7 protein-coding genes and 1 pseudogene are annotated in these 4,071 nt (G+C 60.4%); 3 read left to right on the top strand and 5 right to left on the bottom strand.

The genetic code is table 11. The features are described from left to right. The 3 genes and pseudogenes from FEZ63_RS26035 to FEZ63_RS07310 all read left to right on the top strand — a co-directional run. Nucleotides 1–226 (top strand): annotated as a pseudogene (locus tag FEZ63_RS26035) (hypothetical protein); the annotation flags it as partial. A gap of 46 nt (nt 227–272) precedes the next feature. Further along, nucleotides 273–572 (top strand): hypothetical protein, encoded by a 300-nt coding sequence (locus FEZ63_RS26030; protein ID WP_338042200.1) that lies wholly within the window; start codon nt 273–275, stop codon nt 570–572. A gap of 836 nt (nt 573–1,408) precedes the next feature. Next, complete coding sequence (locus FEZ63_RS07310) at nt 1,409–1,681, top strand: DUF2312 domain-containing protein (protein ID WP_150942987.1); 273 nt, start codon at nt 1,409–1,411, stop codon at nt 1,679–1,681. A 291-nt stretch (nt 1,682–1,972) separates the two neighbouring features. On the opposite strand, the gene FEZ63_RS25905 is transcribed toward FEZ63_RS07310, so the two are convergent. The 5 genes from FEZ63_RS25905 to FEZ63_RS07290 form a co-directional block, all read right to left on the bottom strand. After that, on the bottom strand, nt 1,973–2,095 hold the full coding sequence (locus FEZ63_RS25905; RefSeq protein ID WP_275552336.1) for a hypothetical protein: 123 nt from the start codon (nt 2,093–2,095) through the stop codon (nt 1,973–1,975). A gap of 530 nt (nt 2,096–2,625) precedes the next feature. Further along, complete coding sequence (locus tag FEZ63_RS26175; RefSeq protein WP_150943044.1) at nt 2,626–2,793, bottom strand: SIP domain-containing protein; 168 nt, start codon at nt 2,791–2,793, stop codon at nt 2,626–2,628. A 446-nt stretch (nt 2,794–3,239) separates the two neighbouring features. Then, nucleotides 3,240–3,368, bottom strand: coding sequence for a DUF2218 domain-containing protein (locus FEZ63_RS25525; RefSeq protein WP_244622687.1), 129 nt, complete (start codon nt 3,366–3,368; stop codon nt 3,240–3,242). After that, the gene (locus tag FEZ63_RS26025; RefSeq protein WP_338042199.1) at nt 3,356–3,619 is read right to left on the bottom strand and encodes an iron chelate uptake ABC transporter family permease subunit; all 264 of its coding nucleotides are present in this window, start codon (nt 3,617–3,619) and stop codon (nt 3,356–3,358) included. Before FEZ63_RS26025 ends, FEZ63_RS25525 begins: the two co-directional genes overlap by 13 nt. Nucleotides 3,620–3,870: 251 nt before the next feature. After that, nucleotides 3,871–4,071 (bottom strand): DDE-type integrase/transposase/recombinase (locus FEZ63_RS07290; RefSeq protein WP_150942986.1); only part of this gene is annotated, 201 nt, incomplete at its 5' end.

The following is a 4,071-nucleotide window of genomic DNA, read 5'->3' as shown; positions in this document are numbered from 1 at the left end:
CCTCGACAAGGTCGTCCGTTGGGCGCGGCCGGACAGGTGGCGCGCACTTGCCCGGCGGCCGGACGCGGACCTGCCGTTCGTTGGTCCCGCGGCGGAACCTGGCAATGCCCTGCTGCTCGATACCACCGTCTACATCGACCGGATGCAGGGGCTCGCGCCCGAGGAGATTCAGGGCCTCGTGACCTGCGGACCGTCAACCACAGCACCATTGCCGTCGTCGAATTGATGCACACGTCGGTCGCCTCGATCCCATCCACGGGGGAACCGCCGCCGTGGTTTCCCAGATCAGGAAGGCCATCCAAGTCATGCCGGGACATCGCCTGTTCGAACCGGATGCGGAGACCCTCGGGCGGGCCGCCGTCCTGGCCGGGATCCTGGCGCGGACGCAAGGCTATGCCTCCAATGACTGGTTGCGGGCGCTGCACGACTGTGTGCTTTTCCTGCAAGCTCTCAAGCTCAGAGTCACCGTCCTGACGAGAAACATCAAAGACTACGACTTCCTGCTGCAAATCGTGCCGGACGGGCGTGCCTTGTTCCACCGCCAGAAACTCAAGAAGGGCCGGAAACCGTGAAAGGCCGGACCTATAGGGTCAGTCGGTGGAACGACCCGGTGATCCGGAAACACCTATGAGGGCCGGCTGGCCCGCCAACATCTCGTCATTCGCCACGCCATCGCGACTTCGCGGAAGGTCATTGAAACTTCACCAATTAATCGGCCAACCATCCCGGCCTTCCATTGTCATCAGCGTTGCGGTGAGAAGCGCGACCAGCCTCTCTTCTCCGGCCGTTTTGGAAAAGACTTCCGTTTGCGCCAATATCAGCGTCCGCCCGGCCTCAATGACGCGGCCCCGTCACGATGCGGCTCGCCAGCCGCAGGAGCCACGAGGTTGATCGTTAGCACCCCAGCGCATGGCAGCATGAGGCTGAGCGCGGCATAGCCTGCGGCGGTGTCCGCAATCGCCGCCACGGCACCCGCGTAAACGAAACCATGCTGTTGCGAGACGAAAGTTTTTGAGAGAGCGCGATGTCGACCGCTCCCGTGCCACGTGCAAGATCGATGCACCAAGGGTGCTCATCAGCCCCTGCTTGTCAAAACTTGCCAAGCGGTCTGAAAGGCCGGGTTCTTTGGGCTAAGAGCGCTCACCCGTTTTGCCTCATTGAGAAAGCGACATCTAGTCTAAGAAGCTCATTTTGAACGAACAAGGTGTGGACGTCGATCACGAGAATTTCCGCAATCCTTTTACGGGATGTTGTCTTCAGCGCAAGGTGTGTCGCCCCGGAAAGGCTCCGGATTGCGGGGCCTCTGGTGTTCTGCAAGCTTTCCCAGATGAGCATCCCGCTAACCCTCATTAACCGAGCGGTCACTCCCCTACGCGATATTCCGCGCTTCACGAAGCAGGGAGAAACCATGAGCGACTCAATTGGAATTGCGGGTGATCGGATTCGCTCGTTCGTGGAGCGCGTTGAGCGTATCGAGACCGAGCTGAAGGATCTGGCCGAGGCCAAGAAGGAGATCCTTTCCGAGGCGAAAGGGGAGGGCTTCGACGTCAAAGTCCTGAAGGAGATCATTAAGCTCCGGAAGCAGGACCAGGAGGAGCGTGACGAGCACGACACTTTGCTGGATGTCTACATGCGAGCGATGGGTCAGGCTGAGGCATCTCCGAAAGCCCCAGCCGCGTGATGTCTTTCAGGACGTCGGCCACGATCCTTGTGGTCTTTCGGCCGGGCGATTACGGGCAGTTCATCTCGTCATCTGGTGGGTGAGCTGCTGCTCGGACAATGCTCCCGTCCCGAGGCAGATCCAAGTGCTGGTTAACGATGCAATGGCGCGCTGAGGAAAGCAGCGGAGGCGCGCTCTTTGCGACCGCTATTCGGCAGCTCCTGCCACCAGCTTGGAATGTTTTGAAACGCCATCTTAAAAAAGGTGCACAAGAAACCTTCATTCCATCGGCGACTTCGGATGGTGACGGGATCATTCCTCGCCTGGATCGGCGGTATCGTTCGTCGCCATCAGAATTGCTTGCCAAGCGGTTTCCGCTGCGGCGATAGCGTAGTCGTCCGCCATCCAGCGAACGAACGTCTGCGTCCCCATCATGTCTGTATCCGCTCTGACGGCTCGAACGGCTCCCGTGCGTCGCGCTCATGGACAAGCACGATGATCACCTTGCCGCTGGACATCCTCCGTCTGCTTTTAAAGGTGGATGGAAGTGAACGTGATCATTCCACACTCACAACTAGACGTATTATAAGTATCTGTTCTGAAATATTAGAAGATCAGTTGGCAAGCCTTTTGCGCGATGCGATCGTCTGTAGCAATTGCCCTCGGACTCGAAGTCGTCGACAATCAGACATGGAAGCGGCTCAGATCACATGCGGGCGCTTCTTGATGACGGATGGCTCGTCTAGGTGCTCGCCGACTGGCTTCCGTGGTTCTCAGGCTACGACCTCTGCTACCCGAGCCGCCGACGCTGACCGCTTGTGGCATAAGCGCGGCCGCACTGAAGGCGAGATTCCAAACCCGGTGCGAGCAGTGGGATACGTTCCCGTCATTCGCCGCATGCATGAGGTCGCGCCGGGTCATTGGGTCGCCGAGCAAGCAGGATGATTCAATGTGAGCAGAGTCACCTATCGGGGCGCCCCATGAAGTGAGGGTAGCGGCTGTTCCTCGGCCGAATCCGCCACCTCGAGGAAAACGAATGCCCGTTTGCTGTCGGGGAGGATGGTGAGCCTCCGGGCGATGGCCGGGAGCGCGGTTTCGGCGCCCGGGAGCTCGCCACCGCCAAGTCCCAGCATACCGACGCCCGGCTTCACTTGCGTCACTCAGGCGGAGCCCGCGTCTCGTTATCGTCATGCAGCATCACGTCGATGCCGATCTGTCCCAATACTCTGTCGGTCGACCGGATGGTATAGACGCGGGCGGCCAGTCCGTCTTAGCTGCTCGGCCACAGGACGCGGCCGTCCGGCCCTGCCATGGGCCAGATCGCCGTGCGATCCGAGGGCGGAATAAGAACCCGCACATGCAGGCCGCCCTTATCGAGACGCGCGACGTCTCTTGAAAGTATGATACGGCGCATTCGCGGTGTGATAGGGCGTGTGTCAGCGACCTGCATCTCGTGGAAATAGGGGAGCGCCCGGTCACCCGCGCAGTCCCCCGGCCAGGAAAATGGTGGAAGGGCATCCCCCGCATTCGGCGCGCATGATCAGCGCATCGACTCCCGCAGTGCCAAACGGACTTTCGATCAACCGGTATCGCCATCGAGCCGGGCGATGCCGTGCTCCTCGAAATGCGCGCAAATTTGAGCAAGCATCCCATGAGCATCGGGGAGGGGGACGCGAGCGGCCGCGTAGAGCGTTGCTACTTCAGCCATGTGTGGTTTCTCCGCGGGCAAGAAGCCAGATCAGATAGGGACCCGCCAATCAGCGCGGCGAAGAGCCAGACCGGGATCGGGTAGGGAAAAGCGATGACGCGCGGCAGCCAGTCGGCGAGGATCATCACCCCGCATCCGATAATGATCGCGGCGGATATGTGATCGCGGCCGCGGGCGAATCCGAGTAATCGCGCAAGGTGCGGCGCGATCAACCCTATCAGGCTGAGAGGACCGACGAGAAAAGACGCCATGGCAGTTAGGAGCGCAGAGAACAGCGCGAGGGTTACGGAGCCGCCGAGGATGTCGAGCCAGCGGCTGAACAGGAAAAGCGTCGCCCTGAGCCAACACGGTCGAGATCATCGCCATTCCCGACGCTCCGATTCCGATTCCCGCCAGAAGCAAGCGCTCGGGACCAAAGCCGGAGCGGGTCGCGATGGCAAGCATTAGGGTTCCGTCGCAATTTTGAAGAGACGCGAAAATTGCTGGGAAACCCGCAAGGCGGTCACGCTGCGAGCAGGTCGAATTGAGAAGCAAGCGAGGGGTCCGGATTCCGGGCATACTTCGCCTGCTGCTTGCGCATCATATGGATCATCTCGATCCCGCCGAGGATCACGCGCGCAGTGTGAACGGTTTGGAAGCCGAGCATCGGGCGGACCCGCCGCTTGATCGCGCGATGATCCTGCTCAATGCGGTTGTTTAAGTA

The sequence above is a fragment of the Microvirga brassicacearum genome (assembly GCF_008757455.1).
In the GTDB taxonomy this organism is placed as follows: Bacteria; Pseudomonadota; Alphaproteobacteria; order Rhizobiales; family Beijerinckiaceae; genus Microvirga; species Microvirga brassicacearum.
This window is presented reverse-complemented; position numbering and strand designations above follow the sequence as displayed.

Bases quoted from the DNA above. Each gene is read 5' to 3' on its own strand.
- FEZ63_RS25905 (WP_275552336.1), bottom strand. From the start codon at position 2,095: ATGATGGGGACGCAGACGTTCGTTCGCTGGATGGCGGACGACTACGCT.
- FEZ63_RS26175 (WP_150943044.1), bottom strand. From the start codon at position 2,793: ATGCTGGGACTTGGCGGTGGCGAGCTCCCGGGCGCCGAAACCGCGCTC.
- FEZ63_RS07310 (WP_150942987.1), top strand. From the start codon at position 1,409: ATGAGCGACTCAATTGGAATTGCGGGTGATCGGATTCGCTCGTTCGTG.
- FEZ63_RS25525 (WP_244622687.1), bottom strand. From the start codon at position 3,368: ATGGCTGAAGTAGCAACGCTCTACGCGGCCGCTCGCGTCCCCCTCCCC.
- FEZ63_RS26025 (WP_338042199.1), bottom strand. From the start codon at position 3,619: ATGGCGTCTTTTCTCGTCGGTCCTCTCAGCCTGATAGGGTTGATCGCG.